15 protein-coding genes are annotated in these 24,979 nt (G+C 70.5%); all 15 read left to right on the plus strand.

Annotated elements, in window-relative coordinates:
• A complete protein-coding gene (locus AC07PR_RS01855; RefSeq protein WP_377155001.1) occupies positions 1–1,578 on the plus strand; it encodes an ATP-binding cassette domain-containing protein in 1,578 nt (525 codons plus the stop codon).
• The gene (gene mmsB, locus AC07PR_RS01860; protein WP_495134188.1) at positions 1,571–2,782 is read left to right on the plus strand and encodes a multiple monosaccharide ABC transporter permease; all 1,212 of its coding nucleotides are present in this window, start codon (positions 1,571–1,573) and stop codon (positions 2,780–2,782) included. The genes AC07PR_RS01855 and mmsB overlap by 8 nt, the downstream gene beginning before the upstream one ends.
• Positions 2,783–2,913: 131 nt before the next feature.
• Positions 2,914–4,173, plus strand: a complete 1,260-nt coding sequence (locus AC07PR_RS01865) for an ROK family protein (protein WP_431103673.1) — start codon at positions 2,914–2,916, stop codon at positions 4,171–4,173.
• Positions 4,170–5,645 (plus strand): xylulokinase, encoded by a 1,476-nt coding sequence (xylB, locus tag AC07PR_RS01870; protein ID WP_495134189.1) that lies wholly within the window; start codon positions 4,170–4,172, stop codon positions 5,643–5,645. The genes AC07PR_RS01865 and xylB overlap by 4 nt, the downstream gene beginning before the upstream one ends.
• 74 nt (positions 5,646–5,719) lie before the next feature.
• A complete protein-coding gene (xylA, locus tag AC07PR_RS01875) occupies positions 5,720–7,036 on the plus strand; it encodes a xylose isomerase (RefSeq protein WP_495134190.1) in 1,317 nt (438 codons plus the stop codon).
• A gap of 184 nt (positions 7,037–7,220) precedes the next feature.
• The gene (locus tag AC07PR_RS01880) at positions 7,221–10,277 is read left to right on the plus strand and encodes a TonB-dependent receptor (RefSeq protein WP_495134191.1); all 3,057 of its coding nucleotides are present in this window, start codon (positions 7,221–7,223) and stop codon (positions 10,275–10,277) included.
• Between the two features lie 105 nt (positions 10,278–10,382).
• A complete protein-coding gene (locus AC07PR_RS01885) occupies positions 10,383–12,086 on the plus strand; it encodes a DUF5597 domain-containing protein (protein WP_495134192.1) in 1,704 nt (567 codons plus the stop codon).
• Between the two features lie 53 nt (positions 12,087–12,139).
• Positions 12,140–14,446: a hypothetical protein gene (locus AC07PR_RS01890; protein WP_495134193.1), complete on the plus strand. Its 2,307-nt coding sequence runs from the start codon at positions 12,140–12,142 to the stop codon at positions 14,444–14,446.
• 89 nt (positions 14,447–14,535) lie between these two features.
• Positions 14,536–17,019: a glycoside hydrolase family 95 protein gene (locus tag AC07PR_RS01895; RefSeq protein WP_495134832.1), complete on the plus strand. Its 2,484-nt coding sequence runs from the start codon at positions 14,536–14,538 to the stop codon at positions 17,017–17,019.
• A 25-nt stretch (positions 17,020–17,044) separates the two neighbouring features.
• Complete coding sequence (locus AC07PR_RS01900) at positions 17,045–18,391, plus strand: GDSL-type esterase/lipase family protein (protein WP_495134194.1); 1,347 nt, start codon at positions 17,045–17,047, stop codon at positions 18,389–18,391.
• 57 nt (positions 18,392–18,448) lie between these two features.
• Positions 18,449–19,858, plus strand: a complete 1,410-nt coding sequence (locus AC07PR_RS01905; protein WP_495134195.1) for a GH1 family beta-glucosidase — start codon at positions 18,449–18,451, stop codon at positions 19,856–19,858.
• An 11-nt stretch (positions 19,859–19,869) separates the two neighbouring features.
• Positions 19,870–21,336: an MFS transporter gene (locus AC07PR_RS01910; protein ID WP_483106459.1), complete on the plus strand. Its 1,467-nt coding sequence runs from the start codon at positions 19,870–19,872 to the stop codon at positions 21,334–21,336.
• Positions 21,337–21,373: 37 nt separating this feature from the next.
• On the plus strand, positions 21,374–22,759 hold the full coding sequence (locus tag AC07PR_RS01915; RefSeq protein ID WP_495134196.1) for a glycoside hydrolase family 5 protein: 1,386 nt from the start codon (positions 21,374–21,376) through the stop codon (positions 22,757–22,759).
• 219 nt (positions 22,760–22,978) lie between these two features.
• Complete coding sequence (locus AC07PR_RS01920; protein WP_377155013.1) at positions 22,979–23,992, plus strand: family 43 glycosylhydrolase; 1,014 nt, start codon at positions 22,979–22,981, stop codon at positions 23,990–23,992.
• On the plus strand, positions 23,989–24,939 hold the full coding sequence (locus AC07PR_RS01925; RefSeq protein WP_495134197.1) for a hypothetical protein: 951 nt from the start codon (positions 23,989–23,991) through the stop codon (positions 24,937–24,939). The genes AC07PR_RS01920 and AC07PR_RS01925 overlap by 4 nt, the downstream gene beginning before the upstream one ends.
• Positions 24,940–24,979: the final 40 nt, after the last annotated feature.

Genomic DNA, 24,979 nt, shown 5'->3' on the forward strand with positions numbered 1-24,979 from the left:
ATGAACGCGATCCCCGAGGACACGGGCGCCCTCCCGCTGCTGGAGCTGCGCGACATCACCAAACGCTTCCACGGCGTGGCGGCGCTCGCGGAGGTCCGGCTGCGCGTGCGCGCCGGCGAGATCCACGCGCTGTGCGGCGAGAACGGCGCCGGCAAGTCCACGCTCATGAAGGTGGTCTCGGGCGTGTACCCGCACCCCGACCACGGCGGCGACTACGGCGGCGAACTGCGCTTTGAGGGCGAGGTCCGCCGCTTCGCCGGCATCGCCGACAGCGAGCGGCTGGGCATCATCATCATCCACCAGGAGCTGGCGCTGGTGCCGCAGCTCTCCATCGCGGAGAACCTGTTCCTGGGCCATGAACCCGCGCGCCTGGGCGTGATCGACCGCCTGGCGATGCACGACCGCGCGGTGGCGCTGCTGGCGCGCGTCGGCCTGCGCGTGTCGCCTGACACGCCGGTGGGCGAGCTGGGCGTGGGCCAGCAGCAGCTGGTGGAGATCGCCAAGGCGCTGGCCAAGCGGGTCCGGCTGCTGATCCTGGACGAGCCCACCGCCAGCCTCAACGAGACCGACAGCGACGCGCTGCTGGCGCTGCTGCTGGAACTCCGGGCCCAAGGCATCGCCTGCATCCTGATCTCGCACAAGCTCAAGGAGGTCACGCGCGTGGCGGACGGCCTCACGGTGCTGCGCGACGGACGCTCGATCCTGAGCGTGGACTGCGCCGCCGAGCCGCTCAGCGAATCCCGGATCATCCAGGCCATGGTCGGCCGCGACCTGGCGGACCGCTATCCGCGCCGCACGCCCGCGATCGGGGAGCTGCTGTTCGAGCTCGAGGGCTGGCGCGCCTTCCATCCGGTGCAGGCGGGGCGCGAGGTGGTGAAGGGCGTGGACCTGACGGTGCGCCGCGGCGAGATCGTCGGGATCGCCGGGCTGATGGGGGCCGGCCGCACGGAGCTGGCGATGAGCGTCTTCGGCCGCAGCTACGGCCGGCGCATCAGCGGCCGCGCGCGTCTGGACGGGCGCGAGGTCGACCTGTCCACGGTGCCCAAGGCGATCGCCGCCGGGCTCGCGTACGTGACCGAGGACCGCAAGTCGCTCGGCCTGCTGCTGGACGAATCCATCGCCGTCAACACCTCGCTGGCGCATCTGCGCGGCGTCTCGCGCGCCGGCGTGCTGGACGCGCCGCGCGAGCACGAGGTGGCGCAGGACTTCCGCCGGCAACTGGCCACGCGCTGCGCGGGCGTGGACCAGCGCGTCATGCACCTGTCGGGCGGCAACCAGCAGAAGGTGGTGCTGGCCAAGTGGCTGTTCTCGCAGCCCCGCCTGCTGATCCTGGACGAGCCCACGCGCGGCATCGACGTCGGCGCCAAGTTCGAGATCTACAGCCTGATCGCCGGCCTGGCCGCGCAAGGCTGCGGGATCCTGCTGATCTCCTCGGAGATGCCGGAACTGCTGGGCCTGTGCGACCGCCTGTATGTGATGAACGAAGGTCGCATGGTGGCGGAGTTCCCCGCCGCCGGCACCACCCAGGAAATGATCATGGGCGCCATCGTGGGCGCCGGAGAGAGCGCTCATGTCTGAACCGATCGCGGCGGCCGTGACGCCGCCGGCCCATCCCCTGGCCCAGCCGGCCGGCATCGCCCACTTCCTCAAGCGCCACCTGCGCGACTACGGCATGCTGCTGTCGCTGCTGGCGATCATGACCCTCTTCGAGGTGCTCACCGACGGCACGCTGCTCGAGCCGCTGAACCTGACCAACCTGGTGCTGCAGAACAGCTACATCGTCATCATGGCGCTGGGCATGCTGCTGGTGATCGTGGCGGGACACATCGACCTGTCGGTGGGCTCCGTGTGCGGCTTCATCGGGGCGCTGGCGGCGGTGCTGATGGTGCAGCACGGATGGGGGGCCTTCCCCGCGGGACTGGCCTGTCTGGCGGCCGGCGCCGCGATCGGGGCGGCGCAGGGCTGGTTCGTCGCCTACCTGGGCATTCCGTCCTTCATCGTGACGCTGGCGGGCATGCTGGTGTTCAAGGGGCTGGCGCTGGCCCTGCTGCAGGGGCAGTCGCTGGGGCCCTTCCCCGACGGCTTCCAGGCATTGAGCGGGGGCTTCCTGCCCGAGCTCTTCGGCCAGGAGGACCCGCGGCCCACGACGCTGGGCCTGGGGCTGTTCCTGGCGGCGGTCTCGCTGACGGTCACCTGGCGGCACCGCGCGGCCGCGCGCAGCCACGGCATGGAGACCGAGCCCGGCCTCATCTTCTGGTTCCGCCAGGCGCTGCTGACGGGCGCGATCGGCGCGATGAGCTGGCTGATGGCGTCCTACAAGGGGCTGCCCACGGTGATGGTGGTGATGGTCGTGCTGACGCTGCTCTACGACTTCGTCGCGACGCGGACGACGCTGGGACGCCGCGTCTACGCCGTGGGCGGCAACGAGAAGGCGGCGCGGCTGTCGGGCGTGCGCACGCAGCGCATCGCTTTCCTGACCTTCGTGAACATGGGCGCGCTGGCGGCGCTGGCCGGACTGGTCTTCGCCGCGCGGCTCAACACGGCCACGCCCAAGGCCGGCCTGGGCTTCGAGCTGGACGTGATCGCCGCGTGCTTCGTCGGCGGCGCCTCGGCCTCGGGCGGCGTCGGCAAGATCATGGGCGCGGTCATCGGCGCGTTCGTGATGGGCGTGATGAACAACGGCATGTCCATCCTCGGCGTGGGCATCGACTACCAGCAGGTGATCAAGGGTCTGGTCCTGCTGGCGGCCGTGTTCATCGACGTCTACAACAAGCGCAAGTAATCCTGGCTCGGCCTCACGGGGCCTAGGTGTTTTCCTCCTATTTATTAGTTCATCGCCCCAACTAATATGAATCCCATGGACGCGCGATGAGCGCGGACCACCTACAACAAGACAAGCAGGAGACGACGCGCATGCAAGCCGACACCAGCGGTGGCCAGCAACTGTTGAAGTCCATCAACCGGATGGCCCTGGTCCGCCACCTGTGCGCGCATCCCGGGCTGTCGCGCGCCGATCTCGCCACGGACATCGGCCTGACGAAGTCGACGATCACCAGCCTCGTGCGCGAGCTGATCGCCGAAGGATGGCTGATGGAGAGCAGCGTCGTCGCCACCGGCGATCTCGGCCGCCGCCCCACCCCGCTGTTCATCAGCCCGGACCACCTGCTGCTGCTCGGGGCCGAAGTCGGCATCGACGGCGTGCGCGTCGTGGCCACCACGCTGACCGGCGAGGTGTGCGCCCGGGCCGTCTCGGGTTTCGGCGCGAGCCGCAGCGCCAAGGCCTGCATCGGCGTGCTGGCGACGGTGCTCGCCAAGGTCCGCGCGCAACTGGATGCGTCGCAGCAGATCATCGGCATCGGCGTGGGACTGCCCGGCGGCGTGGACGAGGAACGCGGCGTGCTGCACTTCGCGCCCAACCTCGGCTGGCATGACGTGGCGGTGGGTCAGTTGCTGGCGGAGAAGCTCGACGGCGGCCCGCTGTCCGGCATCCCCCTCTTCCTGCAGAACGAGGCCGACGTCGCGGCGCTCGGCGAGATGGAATTCAACGCCGGCGCCCCCGTCGACCCGCTGCTGTATGTGTCGATCAACCAGGGCGTGGGCGCGGGCGTGATCGTCGGCGACCGGCTGCTGACCGGCGCCAGGGGCTTCGCCGGCGAGGTCGGGCACATGATCCTGCAGATCGACGGCCCGTTGTGCTCCTGCGGCCGGCGCGGCTGCGCCGAGGCGCTGATCGGGATGCGCGCGATGCTGCGTCCCGGCGAGGCCGAGGAGCCCGGCCCGCATTCGCTCCCCGACATCCGCGGGCGCCTGATCGACGGCGACCGCAAGACGGCCAAGGCGGTCGAGTCCGCGGGGCGCTACCTGGGCGTGCTGCTCCAGAATCTGGCCACCGCCTACGACCCCGCCTGCATCGTGCTCGGCGGCAGCGTGGTGGAGTTGGGCGACGCCTTCCTCGATCCCGCGCTGACCACGCTCAACGAGTACGCCGGGGCCGCCGGTCTCGCGCCGACGCCGGTGCGCACCTCCCGTTTCGGCGCCGACGCTGTCGCGGCCGGCGCTGCGGCGCTGGCCCGCTATCGCGTCACCCGGCCCCAGCTGCCGCTGGCCGGCGGCGGCGCGCGTGCGAGCGCCACGACGCCGGCGGAGAGCGAAGGCGAGGAGACCTCGCTGTGACGTCCGGCCCGACCTTCCTGGGCATCGACCTCGGGACGTCCGACCTCAAGCTGCTGCTGATCGACGCGGCGGGTGCCGTGGTCGGTCGCGCCGCCTCGCCGCTGACCGTGTCGCGGCCCGAGCCGCTGTGGTCCGAGCAGGATCCCGCCGACTGGTCGAGCGCCCTGGTCGCCGCGGTCGGGCACCTGCGCGCGACGGCGCCCGCGGCGTTCGCGCGCCTGCGCGGGATCGGGTTGTCCGGTCAGATGCATGGGGCCGTGCTGCTGGACGCGCAGGACCGCGTGCTGCGCCCGGCCATCCTCTGGAACGACGGCCGCAGCCATGCCGAGTGCGACGAACTGAGCGCCGCCGCGCCCGGCCTGCATGAGATCGCCGGCAACCTGGCGATGCCCGGCTTCACCGCGCCCAAGCTGCTGTGGGTGCGCAAGCATGAGCCGGAGATCTTCGACCGCACCCGCAGCGTCCTGCTGCCCAAGGACTACCTGCGCCTGCTGCTGACCGGCGACAAGGTCAGCGACCCGTCGGATGCCTCCGGCACGCTGTGGCTGGACGTCGCGCGTCGCGACTGGTCCGATGAACTGCTCGCCGCCACCGGCCTGACGCGCGCCCACATGCCGCGGCTGGTCGAGAGCAACGCGCCCTCGGGGGTGCTGCGCGCCGAGCTTGCCGACGCCTGGGGCGTGGCGGGCGACATCGTCGTCGCCGGCGGCGCGGGCGACAACGCCGCCAGCGCGATCGGGATCGGCGCCACGGCGCCGGGGCTCGGCTTCGTGTCGATGGGGACCTCGGGCGTGCTGTTCGTCGTCAACGATCGATTCCGACCAAATCCCGCCTCGGCGGTCCACGCGTTCTGCCATGCGCTGCCGCAGCGCTGGCACCAGATGAGCGTGATGCTGAGCGCGGCCAGCGCGCTGCGCTGGTTCTGCCAGCTCTGCGGCACGAACGAGGCGGCGCTGCTTGAGGAGATCGAGGCGCTGGACCCCGCGGACCTGGCCAAGGCGCCGCTGTTCCTGCCCTATCTCGCCGGCGAACGCACGCCCCACAACGATCCCTTCGCGACGGGATCCTTCCACGGCCTGACGCACGACACCCGGCGCGCCCATGCCGGCTATGCGGTGCTGGAGGGCGTCGCCTTCGGCCTGGCCGACGGCCTGGCCGCCTTGCGCGCCGCGGGCACCGAGGTGTCGCGGCTGTCCATCGTCGGCGGCGGCGCCCGCAGCGGCTTCTGGGCGCAGCTGATCGCGGACGTGCTCGACGTCGAGATCGTCCGCCACGCCGATGCCGATGCCGGCGGGGCGCTGGGCGCCGCGCGCCTGGGCCGCATGGCCGCCGGCGACGGCATCGACGAGTCCTGTCCCCCGCCGCCCGTCATCGAGCGCTGCACGCCCTCGCCCGCGCGCCGGGAGCAGCTCGCCGGACGACTCCAGGTGTTCCGCGCGCTTTATCCGTCGCTGCCCTTGCGGCCCGCCTGATCCACCGACTCCGCCCCGCGCCCGGCCCCGACGGCCTGGCGCCGGCCCTTGCCACATCGACCCGCAGGTGCTCCATGACCAGCTACTTCTCGCACATCGACCCGATCCGCTACCAAGGCCCCGACACCGATCAGGTGCTCGCCTTCCGCCACTACGACAAGGACCGCGTCGTCCTGGGCAAGACCATGGCGGAGCATCTGCGTTTCGCCGCCTGCTACTGGCACAGCTTCTGCTGGACCGGCCTGGATCCGTTCGGCGGCGGCACCTTCGAACGCCCCTGGTTCCAGGGCGGCTCGCCGATGGAGCTCGCGCGCCAGAAGGCCGATGCCGCCTTCGAGTTCTTCCAGAAACTCGGCGCGCCGTACTACTGCTTCCACGACCGCGACGTCGCGCCCGAAGGCGCCACGCCCAAGGAAAGCCACGACAACCTGCTGCGCCTGGTCGACGTGCTCGGCGAGCATCAGCAGCGCACCGGCATGAAGCTGTTGTGGGGCACCGCCAACCTGTTCAGCCATCGCCGCTTCATGGCCGGCGCCGCGACCAATCCGGATCCGGAGATCTTCGGCCTGGCCGCGCTGCAGGTGCGCGACGCCATGGACGCCACCATGCGCCTGGGCGGCGAGAACTACGTGCTGTGGGGCGGCCGCGAAGGCTACGAGACCCTGCTCAACACCGACATGGGCCGCGAGTTCGACCAGATGGGCCGCTTCCTGTCCATGGTCGTCGAGTACAAGCACCGCAAGGGCTTCCAGGGCACGATCCTGCTCGAACCCAAGCCGCGCGAACCGGCCAAGCACCAGTACGACTTCGACACCGCCACCGTCTACGGCTTCCTGACCCGCTACGGTCTGGAGAAGGAGGTCAAGGTCAACATCGAGGCCAATCACGCCACGCTGTCGGGCCACAGCTTCGAGCACGAGATCGCCACCGCCTCGGCGCTGGGCATCCTCGGCAGCATCGACATGAACCGCGGCGACCCGCAGCTGGGCTGGGACACCGACCAGTTCCCCAACAACGTGCCCGAGCTGGCGCTGGCGATCTATCACATCCTGCAGGCCGGCGGCCTGGGCGCCGGCGGCTTCAACTTCGACGCCAAGGTGCGCCGCCAGTCGATCGACGCCGAAGACCTCTTCCACGGCCACATCGGCGGCATGGATGCCTGCGCCCGCGCGCTGCTGGTGGCCGAGCAGATGATCCTCGACGGCGGTCTGGCGCGCCACCTCGCCCAGCGCTACGCTGGCTGGGAGGCGCCCGAAGCGCGCGCGATGCTCGACGGCCGCATCCCCCTGGATCAGCTGGCCGATCGCGTGCTGACCCGCAACACCGATGTCGCGCCGCGATCCGGGCGGCAGGAGTTCCTCGAAAACCTCGTCAACCGCTTCATCGGCTGACGTCGGCCTGCTGTTCCCCAGAGGTCGCGATGCACACGCCCTTCTCCCCGATCCCCTCCCGGCCGCGATGTTGACCGGGCAGGCGGCCCGTTCCCGATTTCCCTCCCCGATCCCGAGCAGTACGCCCTCCCGCATGAGGTCACGCCGACAGAGCGGACCCACCCAGAACATTGGAGACAACATCATGAGCACTTGCCAGCGGACACCCGTGTCCCTCGCCGCCGCGCAGGCGGCCGTCCTCCTCGGCGGCCTGGCCGCCGGCATCGCTGTCGCGCAGACCGCGCCGACGGCGCCCGCCCCTGCCGCCTCCGCGGCCTCCGACGCGAAACCGGAATCCGCCCGCCAGATCGAGACCGTCGTCGTCACCGGCAAGCGCGCCGCGCTGAGCTCGGCGCAGAAGATCAAGCAGAACTCGGACGAGATCGTCGACTCCATCGTCGCCGACGACATCGGCAAGCTGCCCGACCGGTCGGTCACCGAGGTGCTGCAGCGCATCGTCGGCGTCACCATGGATCGCACCATGGCCAAGAACGACCCGGAGCACTTCTCGGTCGAAGGCTCGGGCATCTCGGTCCGCGGGCTGACCTACGTCCGCTCCGAGATGAACGGCCGCGATTCCTTCTCCGCCAACGGCGGACGCTCGCTCAACTTCGAGGACGTGCCGCCCGAGCTGATGGCCGCGGTCGACGTCTACAAGAACCCCTCCGCCGAGCAGATCGAAGGCGCCATCGGGGGTCTCGTGAACCTGCGCACGGCCCTGCCCTTTGATTTCTCCGGCCTCAAGACAGCGTTGTCGGTCCAGACGACGTATTCGGACCTGAAGGAGAAGTCCTCGCCCAGCCTGTCGGGCATGGTCAGCAACCGCTGGAAGACGGACCTGGGCGAGTTCGGCGCGCTGATCAACATCGCCAGCTCGCGCAGCGGCACGCGCACCGACGCCTTCCAGGTCGAGCCCTACTACCCGCGCTCGGACGCCGTCGACGGCCAGCCCGCCGGCACCACGCTGTGGGTGCCCAAGGGATCGCAGTGGCGCACGCTGGAGTTCGACCGCAAGCGCGAAGGCCTGTACGGCGCGCTGCAGTGGAAGAAGGACGACGTGGACACGAACGTCACCTACTTCCGCAGCAAGTACCGCATGCAATGGGACGAGCGCGCCCTGTTCGCCCAATCCGACCCGTACAAGCTGAAGGTCAGCAACGGCGAGTTCGGCGACAACGGCCAGTTCCTGTACGGCACGCTGCGCAACAGCGACGGCTCGGGCATCAACTTCGGCGCCGACACGCGCAGCGCCTACCGCAACTCCGAAACGCAGGACCTGGCCTGGAAGCTGAACTGGCGCGCCAATGAGCGCTGGTCCTTCTCGTCGGACCTGCAATACATCCGCGCCACCACCGACAGCTTCGACTCCACGGTGGCCACCGGCGTGCAGTTGCCCGAAGAGACGGTCGACCTGCGCAGCGGCCGGCCCCAGCTGATCTTCAGCGATGCGCAACGGGCCGCGCTGGCCGATCCGTCCCAGTACTACTGGGCCTTCACGATGGAGCACAAGGACAAGTCCAAGGCCACCGAGAAGGCGTGGAAGGGCGATGCGCGCTACAAGTTCGAGGACGGCTTCCTGCAGGACCTGCGCTTCGGCGTGCGCTTCACCGAGCGCGACGCCACCACCACCAACACGGTGCCGGGCTACAACTGGTCGCCGATCACGCAGCCGTGGCAGATCGGCTGGGACATCAACCACCTGGCCTTCCTGAACGACCCGCGCTTCAGCCAGAACACCTACGTCCACAACTTCAACAACTTCTTCAGCGGCAAGGCCTCGGTGCCGTCGCTGATCTTCCCGACGGTCAACACCACGTCCGGCTATCCGGACAGCTACGCCGCGCTGCACAAGTACCACGACATCCTGTGCGCCGAGCAGCACGGCGGCGACGCCTCGGCCTGCGCGCCGTGGACCCCGGCCTCCTTCGGCACCGATCCGGCGGGCACCAACGACCAGCGCGAGCGCACGCAGGCCGCGTTCGCGCAACTGCGCTTCGCCATGGACGACTGGAAGTACCCGGTCGACGGCAATGTCGGCCTGCGGGTGGTGCGCACCGAGTCGCGCGCCAGCGGCTACACCGTCTTCTCCGGCAAGCAGGTGCCGGCGGGCGCCACCGGCGTGCCGGTGCCGGTGATCCCGAACTTCTCGGAGGCCGGCAACTTCCAGAACAACTACACCGATGCGCTGCCCAGCCTGAACCTGCGCCTGAAGGCCAGCGAGAAGCTGCAGTTCCGCTTCGCGCTGGGCAAGGGCATCTCGCGGCCGGACTTCAGCCAGCTGCAGGCCTACACGACGCTGTCGCAGGACTTCACCTCGACGACGGTGAACGGCCAGACCGTCGTGAGCAATGTGACGCAGACCGGCACCGCCTCGGGCAACCCGATGCTCAAGCCGATCAAGTCGACGCAGGGCGACCTCACGGCCGAGTGGTACTTCGACCGCACGGGCTCGCTGACCTTCGGCGCCTTCCACAAGCAGCTGCGCGACATCATCCTCAACCAGACCTTCGTCAAGCAGATCCCCGACGCCTCGGGCCAGCTGCAGAACTTCATCACCACCGGCCCGATCAACGGCGCCAAGGGCCGCGCCTCCGGTTTCGAGGTCGCGTTCCAGACCTATTTCGACAAGCTGCCCGGCTGGCTGTCGGGCTTCGGCATCCAGGCCAACTACACCTTCGTCGACAGCAAGACCAAGCTCTACGACCCGGTGTCGCAGGCCTACTGCTCGGGCGGCAACTCCGCGGGCAACCTGAACCTCAACCTGAACGGCTGCGACACGGACGGCCGGACCTTCGGCAACCTGCCGCTGCAGAACCTGTCGAAGAACGCCTACAACCTGGCCCTGCTGTACGACCGCGGCGACATCTCGGCGCGACTGGCCTACAGCTGGCGTTCGAAGTACCTGCAGGCGGTCAACGTCAACGGTACGCAAGGCGGCGACGGGCTGGACACCAACCCGGCCAGCCCGACCCAGGGCCAGACCAACGTGGCCTGGGGGCTGCCGGTGTGGGCCGATTCGTACGGGCAGCTCGATGCCGGCGTGTACTACAAGTTCAGCGAGCACGTGACCTTCGGCGTCGAGGCGCAGAACCTCACCAACGCGACCTACAAGCAGCTGATGCAGCAGCAGATCGGCACCGTGGGCCGCGCCTGGTTCGACACCGGCCGCCGCTACACGGTGACGGCGCGGATGAGCTTCTGAGGCCGGGCGCCGCAAGACCCGACCCCGTCCTTGGTCCCTTGTTCCCCGCCCGTCCGCGGCGCCCCCCGCGTCCGGACGGGCCCTTGCAGGAAAGGAATGTCTCCGATGACCGCACGCCCTCGCCCGACCGCCGCGCCGGCGCCTTCCTCCGGGCTGGCGCTGGCCGTGGTTGCCGCCGTGATCGGCGCCCTCGCGGCCGTCTGCGGCGGCGCCGCGCTGGCGGCGGAGCTGCCGCGCCTGGTCGAGCGCGACGGCCGCCATGCGCTGCTCGTGGACGGCAAGCCGTTCCTGATCCTCGGCGCGCAGGTGCACAACTCCAGCAACTCGGCGCCGGCGCTCGAGCGCGTGTGGCCGGCGGTCGCCGACGCCAAGGCCAACACCGTCGTCGTGCCGGTGGCCTGGGAACAGGTCGAGCCGACCGAGGGCCGCTTCGATTTCTCCTTCGTCGACACGCTGCTGGCGCAAGCCCGCGAGCGTCAGCTGCGCGTGGTGCTGCTGTGGTTCGCCAGCTGGAAGAACACCAGCCCGCAATACGCGCCGGCGTGGGTCAAGCTGAACAATGCGCGCTTCCCTCGCATGCTCGATGCGCAGGGGAAGCCGAGCTACTGCCTGTCGCCCCTCGGCGCGGACACCCTGGCCGCGGACAAGCGTGCCTTCGTCGCGCTGATGACGCACCTCAAGCAGGTGGACGAGGCGACGCGCACCGTGATCCTGGTCCAGGTGCAGAACGAGGTCGGCACCTACGGCCTGGTGCGCGACCACGGCGCGGCGGCCAACCGGGCTTTCGCCGCCGACGTGCCGGCGGACGTGCTGCGGCTGCAGAAGCCGGTGGCCGGCGCGGGTCGAAAGCCCCGGGGCTCCTGGACGGAGGTCTACGGCGACTACGCCGACCAGTACTTCCACAGCTGGGCGATCGCGCGCTACATCGGCGAGATCGCCGAGGCCGGCCGCCGGGCCTACGACCTGCCGATGTATGTCAACAACGCCCTGCGCGACCCGCTGACGCCGATGGCGCCGTGGAAGTCGGACTTCGCCAGCGGCGGGCCGACCTACGACGTGCTCGGCCTCTACAAGGCGGCCGCGCCGAAGATCGACATCGTCGGCCCCGACATCTACATGCCGGAGTCGGCCAAGGTCGAGGCGGTCCTCACGCAGTTCCAGCGACGCGACAACGCGCTGTGGGTGCCGGAGATCGGCAACGCCGAGACCTACGCCCGCTACCACTACGCGATCCTGGGCCGCGGCGCGATCGGGATCGCGCCCTTCGGCGTCGACTACGCGGACTACAGCAACTACCCGCTGGGGTCGCCGTACACCGACGCGCGCATGACGGCGCCGATCGCCGCGGTCTACGGCAGCTTCGCGCCGATGGCCTCGCAGTGGGCGCAATGGGCGCTGGAAGGCCGCACGCACGGCGTGGCCGAAGGCGACGACCGCCAGCCCCAGACCCTCGCGCTGAAGGGCTGGACGGCCCGGATCAGCTTCGGCGAATGGCAGTTCGGCGAACGCAGCTGGCCGCAGCTCAAGGACGATGCGCCGCCCTCGGCCGCCAGACCCGGCGGCGGCGTCGCCATCGCGCAGATCGGCGACGACGAGTTCATCGTCACCGGCCAGCGCGCGCGGCTGCGTTTCGAGCCCGACGCCGCCTTCAAGGGTCTGGGCACGATGCTGGTCCACGCGCAGGAGGGCCGCTTCGGCCCGGACGGCCGCTGGATCACCACCCGCAACTGGAACGGCGACCAGGTCGACTGGGGCCTCAACCTGACCGCGACGCCGACGGTGCTGCGCGTCAAGCTCGGCCGCTATTGACCGGCCCCCATTGATCGGCCGCTGACCGGACACACAACCCCGAGACATCGCGCATGCAACGCCGCCGCTTCATCTCCCGCACCGCCGGTCTCGCCGCGCTCGGCGGCGCCATCGCGGGGCCTCTTCCCGCCGCCTTCTCCGGCGCCCTTTCCGGCGCGCTCGCCGCCACCGGCGCTTCCGCCGTGCCGTCCGCCGTGCCCTACGACTGGCGCAGCGTGCCCTTCGGCGGCGGCGGCTTCGTCGACGGCTTCGTCTTCCATCCGCGCGAGGCCGGACTGCTCTACTGCCGCACCGACATCGGCGGCGCCTACCGGTTCGATCCGAAGGCGCGGCGCTGGTGGCCGCTGCTGGACCACCTCGACAAGGCCGACGCCGATCTGATGGGCGTGCTGAGCGTCGCGGTCGACCCGAACGATCCGGACCGCGTCTACCTGGCCTGCGGCCTCTACCTGTCCAAGGACGTGCGCGACGGCGCGCTGCTCGCCTCCAGCGACCGGGGCCGCACCTGGACGACGCACCCGCTCGGGCTCGGCCTCAAGATCGGCGGCAACTCGCCCGGCCGCGGCAGCGGCGAACGCCTGCAGGTCGATCCCTGGGTCGGCGAGGTGCTCTACCTCGGCAGCTCGCAGGACGGCCTGCTCAAGAGCACGGACCGCGGCCGCAGTTTCCAGCCGCTGGCGTTGCCGGCGCGGCATGTGTCGCTGGTGCTGATCGACGCGGCCAGCGGCGCGGCCGGCCAGGCGGCGTCGCGGATCTACGCGGGCAGCCACGACCAGCCGGGGCTCTACGTCTCGGACGATGGCGGACGCAGCTTCGCCCGCGAACCCGGCACACCGGCGCTGGCGCCGCAGCACGCGGCGATGGGACCCGACGGCGTGCTCTACGTGAGCTTCGCGGGCGGCGACGCGGGACAGGCGGTCAACCCCGGCTACGCGTCGCGTGGCGGCGTCTGGAAGCGCGAATCGCGCGGCGGCCGCGCCGTCTGGACCGAGATCACGCCGGTCAAGCCCGGCCAGGGCCTGCAGGGCTTCGGCTACTCCGGTCTCGATGTCGACCGCGCGCGGCCGGGACGTCTGATCGTCTCGACGATCGAGCGCTGGGTCGACGGCGACGATCTCTTCCTCAGCGAGGACGGCGGCGCGAGCTGGACCGCGATCGGCGCGCGCTCGACGCACGACGTGGCGTCGCGCCCCTGGCTCGCCGATTACAAGCGCGCGACGCGACGGCCGGATCCGATGGGCCACTGGATCGCCGACGTGAAGCTCGATCCCCACGACGGCAGCCGCGCGATCTACGGCACGGGCTACGGCGTGTGGATGACCGACACCCTGGCCGCGGCCACGCGCACGCCGGCCGGCCGGGTCGAATGGCGTTTCGAGGTCGAGAACATCGAGGAAACCGCGACGCTCGAGATCAAGAGCCCGTCCGGCGGCGCGACGCTGCTCGCCGCGATGGGCGACGTGTCCGGCGCGGCCTGGGACGACCTGGCGAAGAACCCGTCGGCGGGACTGTTCTCGCCGAGCAACGAGACCAACCGCTCGATCGACGCCGCGCAGCTCGAGCCGCGCGTGCTGGCGCGCACCTCGGACCACGCGCCGACCGGCGGCTACGTGTCCGTCGACGGCGGCCTGAACTGGCGCCCGTTCGGGCCGTCGCCGAGGCAGGCGGCGGACGCGCGGGGCCATCGCGCGCCGACGGGCCTGGTCGCCGTCAGCGCCAAGGGCGGCTTCCTCGTGTGGGCGCCGGAACGGCAACCGGCGATGTGGTCCAGGGACAAGGGACGCAGCTGGTCGCGCAGCGAGGGATGGCCCGACGATCGCAGCCCGCTGCTCGCACCGATCGCGGACCGCGCGGTCGAAGGCGTGTTCTACGTGCTCGACCGCGCGCAGGGCCGCGTGCTGATGAGCACCGACGGCGGCCAGCGCTTCCAGCCCGCGGTCGACGGGCTGCCGAAGGTCGGCGACTGGCAGGACGCGCAGCTGGTGTGCGCGCCGGGCCGCGGCCGCGACCTGTGGTTCGCGCTGCCCAACGGCCTCTTCCATCTGCCCGCCGTCGATCAACCGATGCAGACGATCAAGCCGGTCGCCGAGGCCTGGATGATGGCGCTGGGCAAGAGCGCGGCGGGCGCGGCGTACCACGCGATCTACGTCTGGGGACGGGTGTCGGTGGGCGGCGCCTCGCCGCTCGAGGGCCTGTTCCGCAGCGACGATGAGGGCCGGAGCTTTGTCCGCATCGGCGACGACCTGCACCGCTACGGACGTCTGCTCTCGATGGCCGCCGATCCGCTGGAGCACGGCACCGTGTTCCTGGCGCCCCACGGACGCGGCGTGGTCGTCGGCAAGCCGAGGGCCTCGGCGTGAGCGAACGGCGCGCCGCCTCCTTCGCAGGCCGCGTCTCCGCGCGGCTGCTGATCGCGGCCGTGACCGTGATCGGTGCAGTCATCGCACCGATGGCATCAGCATCGGCGGCGGCGGCGGCGGCGGCGGCGACCGAGACTGCGGCCGCGGCGCCGGCCGACCTGCGCCTGTTCGAACGTTCGCCCGCGCCCGACACGCCGGACGGCTGGGAGCGTCAGGCCTTGCCCATCGGCAATGGACGACTCGGCGCGATGCTCTTCGGCGGCCTCGCGCGCGACCGGATCCAGTTCAACGAGAACACGCTGTGGACTGGTGACAGCCGATCGATGGGCGCCTACCAGCCCTTCGGCGACCTGATCCTGTCGCTGCCCGGGCACGACAGCGGCGTCCAGGACTATCGACGCGAGCTCGACATCGGCAACGCCGTCCATCGCGTCAGCTACACGCGGGGCGGCGTGCGCTTCACCCGCGAGACGTTCGCGAGCCATCCCGCGCAGGCGATCTTGCTGCGCCTGAGCGCCGATCGCGGCGGCCAGTACAGCGGCAGCCTCGCGCTGACCGACCGCCACGGCGCGCGCCTGATCGTGGACGGCGCCCATGGCACGCGGCTGACGACGACGGGCTCGCTCGCCGGGTATGCGCCGCCCGGCCCCGACGGCCGGCCCGGCGACCAGCCGCCCACCGCCAACCGCATGCGCTACGCCGCGCAGGTGCGCCTCACCGCGGAAGGCGGCACGGTGCGTGTCGAGGGCGACCGGCTCGTCTTCAACGATTGCGATGCCCTGACGATCGTGCTGGCCGCCGGCACCAGCTACCTGCCCGACGCCTCGAAGGCGTTCGACAGCGGCATCGATCCGCTGCCGCGCGTCGTCGCGCAGCTCGATGCGGCCGCCGCGCAGCCGTGGGCCACGCTGCTCGAGCGGCACATCGCGGACCACCGCCGCTTCTTCGCCCGGCTGGCGTTGAACCTCGGCCGCAGCGACGACGAGCGCCGCGCGCTGCCGACCGGCGAGCGCCTGCGCCGCTACACCACCGAGGGCCGCGATCCGGAGCTCGAGGCGCTGCACGCGCAGTACGGCCGCTACCTGCTGATCGCCAGCTCGCGCGACTCGCTGCCCGCCAATCTGCAGGGCCTGTGGAACGACAGTCTCACGCCGCCCTGGAATTCGGACTACCACACCAACATCAACGTCCAGATGAACTACTGGCCAGCGGAGACGGCCAACCTGGCGGAGATGGCGCGCCCCTTCCTCGACTTCGTGCGAAGCCAGATCCCGATGTACCGCCGGGCGATCGCCGAGGTCGCGGCGCGAGCATCAGCATCAGCTTCAGCTTCAGCATCGACATCGACATCGACATCGACATCAGGCGGCACGACCGCGACCGGCGCCGTCGTCTCCCGCGAGCCGATTCCCATCGGCGCGCATGCCGGCGAGGTCCGCCCGCCCGAAGCGCGTTTCCTGACCGCGCAGGGCCGACCGGTCCGCGGCTGGACCGTGCGCACGGAATCGAATCCGTTCGGCGGCATGGGCTACCTCTGGAACAAGACCGGCAACGCCTGGTACCTGCAGCACTTCTGGGAGCACTATGCCTTCGGCGGCGACCCGCGCTTCCTGCGCGAGGTCACGCTGCCGCTGATGAAGGAGGTCGTCGCGTTCTGGGAAGACCAGCTCGTGGCGCTGCCCGACGGCCGGCTGGTCGCGCCGATGGGCTGGTCGCCGGAGCACGGTCCGGTCGAGGACGGCGTCAGCTACGACCAGCAGATCCTGTGGGACCTGTTCAACAACGCCGTCGCCGCGGCCGACGCGCTCGGCGGCGAGCGGGCCTGGCGCGGTCACGTGGCCGCGCTGCGGGACCGGCTCGCGGGTCCGCAGGTGGGCAGTTGGGGCCAGTTGCTCGAATGGCTGGACGAGAAGCGCGATCCGGTGCTCGACACGCCGGGCGACACGCACCGCCACGTGTCGCACCTGTTCGCGCTCTTCCCGGGCCGGCAGATCTCGCCCGCGCGCACGCCGGCCTGGGCGGCCGCCGCGCGCCGCACGCTGGAGGCCCGCGGCGACGCGGGAACCGGCTGGTCGATGGCCTGGAAGATGGCGTTCCGGGCACGGCTCGGCGACGGCGATCAGGCCTACCGCATGCTGCGCGGCCTGCTCGCGACACCCGGCGCCCGCGCCGCATTGCAGGCCGGTCCCGGCACCGAATCCAACAACGCCGGCGGCACCTATCCCAATCTGCTGGACGCGCATCCGCCGTTCCAGATCGACGGCAACTTTGGCTACACGGCCGCGGTGCTCGAGATGCTGCTGCAGTCGCAGGACGGCGAGCTCCAGTTGCTGCCCGCCCTGCCCTCGGCCTGGCCCGACGGCCGCGCGACGGGACTGCGCGCCCGCGGCGGCGTCGAGGTCGATCTTGCGTGGTCCGCGGGCCGCGTGACGGCGGTGACGCTGCGCGCCGCCCGCGACGGCTTCGCGGCCACGCGCCGCGTCGTCGTGCGCGCCGGAGACCGACACGCGACGGTCGTGCTCAAGCCCGGAGACACCCGCCGCCTCGACGGCGAGCTCCGCCCGATCCGATGAACCCGCTCTTCCCACAGTCCCGCCCATGTCCAAGTTCACCATGACCGCCGCCCTCCTCTCCACCGCGACCTTGTCCGGCGTCGTGCCGGCCGCGCTCGCCGCCGACGCGCCCCCGGCCGGCGCGGTCGACGAGTTGCGTGTCTTCGTCGACCAGCCGCTGCCGGGCCATCAGTGGACGATCGCCGACTTCGAGCTCAGCGCGCCGCTGACCGGCGATCGCGCCGAGGTCCCCAAGCCCGCCAAGCCCCAGGTCGAGGCGAGCCGGGTCTCGGCCCGCCGCAGTGCCAAGGACGGTGCGCGCGACGCCGTCACGATGACGTGGCAGGAAGCATGGTTCGCCAACCTGCGCATCGACGGCGGTCCGCCCGTCGATCTGCGCCCCTATCTGGCGCACGGCACCCTGGAGTTCGACATCAACGTCAAGGCGCTGTCCCAGGCCGGTCTCGGCTTCAAGCTGGGCTGCGGCGACGGCTGCGAACGCAAGGTCAACTACCTGATGCCCGGGCGCGCGCTGGAGGGCAAGGGCTGGCAGCGGCTGTCGTTCTCGCTGTCGTGTTTCCATCGCGACGGCGACGACTTCAGCCGGGTGCGGCAGCCCTTCTCCGTCGAAGCCAGCGGCAGCGGCGAGCTGTCGATCGCCAACGTCCGTTTCGTGCGGCGCGGACAGGCCAACGCGGTCTGCGCGGACTACCGCACCGAGTCGCTGACCCCGTCGCCGCTGATGCAGGCCTGGGCGCTGGACTGGTGGATGCCGCGTCATGAGCAGAAGCTGGCCGCGGTCCGCGCGCTGCGCGAGAGCGGCAGGAGCCCGGAGGTCGTCTTCATCGGCGACTCGATCACGCAGGGATGGGAGGACGCCGGCAAGGCGGTCTGGGCCGAGTACTTCGCCCGCTACGACGCGCTGAACCTGGGCTTCGGCGGCGACCACACCGAGAACGTGCTGTGGCGTCTTCAACATGGCGAGATCGACGGCATCGCGCCGAAGGTCACCGTGCTGATGATCGGCACCAATAACACCGGCGACCGCCAGGACGTGCCCGCCGTGACCGCCGCCGGCGTGCGCCGCCTGATCACCGAGATCCGCATGCGGCAGCCCTCGACCCGGATCCTGCTGCTGGCGATCTTCCCGCGCGATGCCAGGCCCGACGGCCGTGCACGCGCGATCAACAACCAGGTCAACGCCATCATCCGGGACTTCGCCGACGGACAGGTGATCCATTTCCTCGACGTCGGCGCCTCGCTGACGAACGCCGACGGCACGCTGTCCCCGGACGTGATGCCCGACTTCCTGCACCTCAGCGAGCGCGGCTACAAGCAACTGGCGCAGGCCATCGAGCCGACGCTGACGCGTCTGCTGAAGACCGCCCGCTGAGCCGGCCCGCACCGCGTCGCGCTTACCCCCTCCGACCCTCACACCACGAGCAGTCCCTTGACCTCCACGCCTGCCCCCTCCCCCTCCGTGTCGCCCGCCTTGTCGCCGCTGCCCGCCTTCGGCTACGCCTCGCCCTTCCCCGACACCTTCGTGTTCGGCGTGTCCGCCTCCGCGCCGCAGATCGAGGGCGCGGCCTTCGAGGGCGGCAAGGGCGAGTCCAACTGGGACCGCTTCAGCCGCCAGCCCGGCGCGGTCCACGGCGGCGACACGCTGGACGTGGCCGTCGACCACTACCACCGCTTCGACGAGGACTTCGCGCTGATGGCCTCGCTCGGCGTCAAGGACTACCGGATGTCGATCGCCTGGCCGCGGATCATTCCCGACGGCACCGGCGCGGTGAACGAGGAAGGTCTGCGCTTCTACCATCGGCTGTTCGCCAGCATGCGCCGGCACGGCATCACGCCGTGGGTCACGCTGTTCCACTGGGACCTGCCGATGGCGCTGGAGGCGCGCGGCGGCTGGACCTCGCGCGAGACCGTCGACGCCTTCGCGCGTTATGCGGAGGTCGTCGTGAAGGCCTTCGCGAGCGAGGTGACGCACTGGATCACGCTCAACGAGATCCGCTGCTTCACGATGCTGGCCTACGGCTACGGCACCAAGGCGCCGGGCCGCCGCGAGCCGGAGGCGGTCGTCAACCAGACCTATCACCACGCGATCGTCGCCCACGGCCATGCGGTGCGCGCGGTGCGCCTGCACGGCGGACCGGGGGCGAAGGTCGGCCTGACCGACAACTGCGACGTCAGCGTGCCCGTCAGCGAGACCCTCGAGGACATCGCCGCCGCGACCACGTGGTTCCGCGACCGCAATGCCCACATCCTCGGCGCGATCCACGCGGGCCATTACCCCGAGTCCTACCTCGCGCGCGTCGGCGACGCCGCCCCGACCGTGCTGCCGGGCGACTTCGCGCTGATCAGCCAGCCGACCGATTTCCTCGGGCTGAACATCTACACCGGGCACTATGTCCGTGCCGCCGACAACGCGGCCGGCTACGAACAGCTCGCGCTGCCGAAGAACTACCCGCGCGCCGATCCGCCGTGGCTGCACCTGGTGCCGCAGTCGATGTACTGGGCGCCCCGGATGGCGGCGGAGCTCTACGGCCACCGCTCGATCTACATCACCGAGAACGGCTGCGGCTACGACGACGAGCCGCTCGTCGGCGGCGAGTGCCACGACCTGCACCGGCGCGACTTCCTGCGCGGCCACCTGCGCGAACTGCATCGCGCGATCGGCGACGGCGTGCCGGTGGACGGCTATTTCCTGTGGTCGTTCATCGACAACTTCGAATGGGAGGACGGCTACCAGCGCCGCTTCGGCCTCGTGCACTGCGACTACGACACCTTGGCGCGCACGCCCAAGCTGTCCGCGCGCTACTACGCGCGGATCATCCAGGAACGGCAGATTCTCTGAGCCCGCGCCCCATGAGTGCCAACAGCCTGAACTCCACATCCGCCGCCGACGGCGCCGCGCCGATGCCTCACGCGATGCGCCCGCACGACCGCGTCCCGATGCCGCAGAAGCTCGGCTACGGGCTGGGCTCGATGATCGACCTGTGGGGGCACTGGCTCTACGCGTCCCTGGCCTTCCACGTCTTCAACGTCTTCCTGGGCGTCGCGCCGGGGCTGATCTCGACGGCGCAGATGATCAAGATCATCGTCGACGCCGCCTCGGACGCGATCTTCGGCTGGATCTCCGACAACACGCGCACCCGCTACGGGCGGCGCCGGCCCTTCATCCTGATCGGCGGCGTCCTGGCCGGCATCGGTCTGCCGCTGATGTTCGCGGTGGGGCGCGGCTGGACGGACATGCAGTACTTCATGTTCATGGTGCTCTCGACGGTGATCTACGTGCCGGTCATGAGCTGCTTCAACATGCCGTGGCTCAGCCTGGGCTCGGAGATGACGCCCGACTATCACGAGCGCACCAACGTGATGTCGATCAAGAACGCGATCCAGAAGGTGCCGGAGCTGGCGATGTTCTTCGCCGCGCAGTTCACCACGCTCGCGTGGTTCCACGGCGCGGACGGCAAGCCCGACATCCTGCGCGGCGCGCAGACCTATTGCGCGCTGCTGGGGGCCGTGATGGTGGCGGTGTCGGTCGTGATGTTCATGACCGTGCGCGAGCGCTACTACGAGAAGCTGGTCGCGCATTCGCAGACCCACATCCCCTTCGCCGACACGCTGTGGCGCACCCTTCGCTGCCGGCCGTTCCGGCATCTGCTCGGGATGATGCTGGCCTACGGCATCGGCACCGCGATGGTCGCGGCGCTCGGCTACTACGCGACGGTGTACTACGTCTGCAAGGGCGACGTGACGCTGGCCACCCAATGGAACACCGCGATGGGCCTGTCCGGCATGGCGTTCGGCTTCCTGGGCATCCCGTTCTTCAACCTCGTCGCACGGCGGCACGGCAAGCGGGCGGCGCTGGCGCTGGTGCTGTCGCTGGCGATCTGCGCGTTTATCGGGGACTGGTGGCTCTACGACCCGGAACGCCCCGCGCTGCAGCTGCTGGCCTGCGGATTCGTCGCCTTCACCGGGGCCGGCTTCTGGACGATCTACGGCTCCGCGGTCGCCGACGTCATCGACTACGACGAACTCCAGACCGGCCAGCGCCGCGAGGGCTCCTTCGCGGCCTGCCAGTCCTGGATCTCGAAGGTCGGCATCGCGCTGGGCGTCGGCGCCTCGGGCTGGATCCTGCAGTTCACCGGCTTCGATTCGAAGGTGCCGGTGCAGAGCGAGCACGCGATCTTCATGATCCGCCTCCTGCTGTCCGGTATCCCCGTGGCCGGGCTGCTGATGGCGCTGGTGGCGGTGTTGCGGTTCGAGCTGACCGAGCGCGGCATGGAGGAGATCCGGCAGCGCCTGGAGGCGCAGCGCGGCACCGTGTGAGCGGTCCGCATCCATTCACCCACAAGACGGAGACACGATGACGACACGAGCTTCCCTGATCGCGCTGCTCACCGCGGCGCTCGGCCTGATCACCGGCCTGGAGGCGGCGGCGCAGAGCTGCACGCCGACGGCGATCAAGCCCTATGTCAAGGTCGGCAGCGGCGCCTGGACGCAGGGCGCGGCGGCCACGGTCGCCGCGGGCGGGACGGTCACCCTGGGGCCGCAACCGACCAGCGGCGGCGCGTGGAGCTGGTCCGGCTGCGGCGCATCGGCCGGCAGCCGGGAGCTCGGCCTGACCGCCAAGGCCAGTTGCGCGGCGGTGGCGACCTACACCAACACCTGCGGCGCCAAGACCACGCAGAGCTTCGCGATCACCGTGCCCGGCATGCGCGACCTGACCAGCCTGCAGCTGTCCAAGCTGATGGGCGCGGGCTGGAATCTGGGCAACTCGCTCGAGGCCATCGGCGGCGAGACCGCCTGGGGCAACCCGGCGGTGACGCAGGCCATGTTCAACGCGGTGAAGGCGGCGGGCTTCAAGACGGTGCGCATCCCCGTGTCGTGGAAGCAGTACGCGGACGCCAACGACAACATCGGCGCGACGTGGATGGCGCGGGTGAAGCAGGTGGTGGATGACGCGCACAACGCCGGCCTGTACACGATGATCAACATCCACTGGGACGGCGGCTGGATGCAGCCGACCTATGCGCAGCAGGCGACGGTCAACGCGCGCATCACGAAGTTCTGGACCCAGATCGCCAACACCTTCAAGGGCTACGACGACACGCTGCTGTTCGCGGGCACCAACGAGGTCATGGTGACGGGCGACTACGGCACGCCGACGGTCGAGTACTACACGGTGCAGAACAGCTTCAACCAGACCTTCGTCAACGCGGTGCGCGCGACCGGCGGCGGCAACCTGGCGCGGCACCTGGTGGTCCAGGGCTTCAACACCAACATCGATCACACCGTCAATTTCGCGACGGTGCCGAGCGACTCGGTGGCGCGCCGGCTGATGATGGAGGTGCACTTCTACGACCCCTACAACTTCACGCTCAATGAAGGCAGCAGCATCTGGCAATGGGGCGCGGGGGCGACCAGCGCCGCCAACACGGAGACCTGGGCCAACGAGGCCTACGTCGACGGGCAGTTCCAGAAGATGAAGACGCGTTTCGTGGACCAGGGCATCCCGGTGATCCTGGGCGAGTTCGGCGCGATCCGCCGGACCGAGTTCCCCGGTGCGGAGACGTATCGCACGGCGTGGGACCGCTACGTCGCGCGTTCGGCATGGACGCACGGCGCCGTGCCGGTCTACTGGGACGCCGGGGCCGCGGCGTCCAACCACAGCACCGGGCTGTTCGATCGCGCGACCGGCAGCCAGGTTTATCCCGGCGTGATCAGCGCGATCGTCGACGCCGCGAAATGACGCGGTCGGATCCGGCGAGTCCGGGTCCGCTTTCTCCACGTCCTCCGCCGTCTCCACCCGATGCCCGCGATGCCCGAAGCGGTATCGCCGCCGGCACCGAATTCATTGGTCCCTGCCTGGCCCGTTTCCTAGCATCGCCAGCGGGCACGCAGAGCGCCTGCGTGCTCCCGCGCGACCGCGCGGCCATGAGAACCAATACATACGGACCGGAGACAAGACATGACCCTCGCATTCCCGCGCCTGGCGACGGCGGCACGCTGGCTTCACTCCACCCGCGCCGCGCTCGCCCTGCCGCTGGCCGCCCTGTCGATGGTGGCGACGAGCGCGGCCTTGGCCGCGCCCTGGACGCTCAGCGGCTCGCTCGGCACGCACGATCCCGACATCTACAAGACCAGCGCCACCTGGTGGATCTTCGAGACCACCGACAACGGCGGCATCGGCGTCAAGTTCTCCAGCGACGGCCACGCCTGGACGCAGGGCCAGCCGATCTTCAGCGGCGGCCTGTCCTGGTGGAAGTCCTACATCCCCGCCAACAAGACCGCCCAGGTCTGGGCGCCGGGGTGCGGCGAATGGGGCTCGCTGGGCTACTGCTATTACGCGGTGTCGAGCTTCGGCTCGCAGAAATCGGCGATCGGGCTGACCACCTCCGCAGGCGGCATTGCCGCCGGGAAATGGGTGGACCAGGGCGCGGTCGTCAGCTCGCAGGCCGGCGACACCTTCAACGCCATCGACCCCGCCCTCGCCAAGACCGTCGGCGGCAGCCCCTACCTGGTCTACGGCTCGTTCTGGAACGGCATCTTCATCCGGCCGGTCAGCAGCACCACGCTGAAGCCGTCGGGCAATCCGACCAACATCGCGCGCGACACCGTCAACGGCATCGAGAACGGCTTCGTCATCTCGCACGCGACCAACGGCACGACCTGGTACTACCTGTTCGCGTCCAAGAACGCATGCTGCCAGGGCGCCAACAGCACCTACCGCATCGTCGTCGGGCGATCGAGCGCCATCACCGGTCCCTATGTCGACAAGGCCGGCGTGGCGATGATGTCGGGCGGCGGCACGGTGCTGGCGTCCAGCGGCTCGCGCTTCAAGGGACCGGGCGGACAGTCGCTGCTCGCGGACGGCTCGGTGATCGCCTGGCACGCCTACGACGCGCAGAACAACGGCGCGCCGGTGCTGTTCATCAACAACGTGACCTGGGGCAGCGACGGCTGGCCGCAGGCGGTCTGGTGAACCCCGCCCGGCTCACGCTCGGGGCCGTGCTCGGCGGCGCGCTGACGGGCTTCGTCGCGGGCTGCCTGGTGGACGAAGGCCGTGAGCCGGTCGTTCTGGCCGCCGCGCGTCAGGCGCCGATACCGCCCCTCGACGCGGTCCGGTCCACCCGTGCGCCGGGCACGGTGAGGGTCGCCGAGGCGGCCGCCGCGATGCCGGACGCCGACAGGCCGGATCTCCCGGCCTTGCTGCACGCGCCGCCCGGCGAGTTGCGGGCGAGTGTCCTCACCGCGCTGCGCCACCGCGCCCATGGCGGCTGGCTGTACGCGCGGGCGCTGGTCCAGCCCTGCGCGACGCTCGAGCTGATGGCGATGCGGGCGCAGGTGGCTGAGCCGGTGTCGCTCGACCTGAACAATCCGCGGGCGCAACGGGCCGCGCGCCAGCGCGACCAGCTCGTCGCCGCATGCGCGCAACTGCAGCCCGAAGAGATCCAAGAGGCGATGAACGTCCCGCCGGGATCGACCGATCCGCTCATCGCGCTGAGGGACCGGCAGGTGCGACCGGGCAGCGCCGAGGCGCGTGACCGGATGGCGGCCATCCTCGACCGCCCCGATCCGCTGATGCTGGCGGCGCTCGGCCCGGGCCTGCTGCAGCGTGACGGCGAGGCGTACGTCTTCGACGGCCGGCGCCACGGGGACGAGACCGAACGCCGCGAGATGGAGGCCGCGGCGGTGCTGCTGGCCTGCTCGCTCGGCCTGCCCTGCGACGACAGCAACGAACTCGTCTGGGCGCCCTGCCTGATCGACGGCGACTGCCGCCATGCGTCGCTCGCCGAGTCCGTCATGGACGAGCTCGGCGCGGCGGACCATCCCGAGCGCCGCGCCGCCGTGCTGGCCTGGGTGGGGAAGCTGCGCGACGCGGTCCTGGCGCGCGAGGTCGACCGGTTCGTGAATCCGCCCGCGCGGTAATCCGGGCCTGCCCTGATGCCGAATTTGGCATTGCGCAACT

This window comes from Roseateles sp. GW821-FHT09H11, from assembly GCF_059415845.1.